The sequence below is a fragment of the Microbispora sp. KK1-11 genome, from assembly GCF_006874435.1.
GTDB lineage: Bacteria > Actinomycetota > Actinomycetes > Streptosporangiales > Streptosporangiaceae > Microbispora > Microbispora catharanthi.
In genome coordinates, this window is sequence record NZ_VIRJ01000104.1 from 1 (window position 1) to 990 (window position 990).

The 990-nt window shown below is 67.0% G+C and carries 1 protein-coding gene; it reads left to right on the forward strand.

What is annotated here, in order from left to right:
* Positions 1-71: 71 nt before the first annotated feature.
* Entirely contained in the window at positions 72-965 is an 894-nt protein-coding gene (locus tag FLW16_RS42910; protein WP_142566720.1) for an IS982 family transposase, read from the forward strand.
* Positions 966-990 lie beyond the last annotated feature (25 nt).

Here is a 990-nt window from a genome sequence, read left to right on the forward strand (position 1 = left end):
CTAGACGAGTAAGTCCTAAGTCGCTGTGAGGCGGGCTGTGGGAAAGGGCGAAGGGTGTCGATGATCCGTTTGTGACGACAGACATCAACACCCTTCTCACCGCACTGTACGTCAAGATCGATGACTGGCTGGGGCGTCCGACCCGGATCGGACGCCCGCCCAAGCTCACCGACGCCGAGTTGCTCACTGTGGCCATCGCCCAGGCCCTGCTCGGCGTCCGCTCCGAAGCCCGATGGCTGCGCTTCCTGCCCAATCACCTGCCCGGTGCCTTCCCTTACCTGCCCGGCCAATCCGGCTACAACAAGCGCCTGCGTGCTGCACTCCCGCTCCTCAAACGCGCCATCCGCGCCCTGGCCCGCGACACCGACCTATGGACCGACACCCTCTGGGTGATCGACTCCACCCCGGTCGAATGCGGCCGCTCCCGCCCCACCGCCCAGCGCTCCAACCTTGCCGGCTGGGCCGGCTACGGCTACTGCCGCTCCCACTCTCGCTACTTCTGGGGCCTGCGCCTGCACCTGATCTGCACCCCGGCCGGCCTGCCGATCACCTGGGCCCTGGCCACCCCGAAGGTCGACGAACGTCAGGTCCTGATGGCTGTACTCGACCACGACCCGCACCTGCTCGCCGAACGCCCCGGCCTGCTGATCGTCGCCGACAAGGGGTACGTCTCCGCCGAACTGGACGCCTACCTGGCCGAACGCGGGGTGGGCCTGCTACGCCCGTCCTACCGCAACCGAACACCCCGCCCCGGCGAGCAGCACCTCAAACCCATCCGCCAGCTCATCGAGTCAGTCAACGACACCCTCAAAGGCCAACTCGACCTGGAACTACACGGCGGACGCAGCCCGCTGGGCGTCGCCGCCCGCATCGCCCAACGGATCCTGGCCTTGACCGCCGCCATCTGGCACAACCGCGCCACCAGCCAACCCATCACCCGGTCACTGATCGCCTACGACCACTGACCGGAATTAGGACTTACTCGTCTAG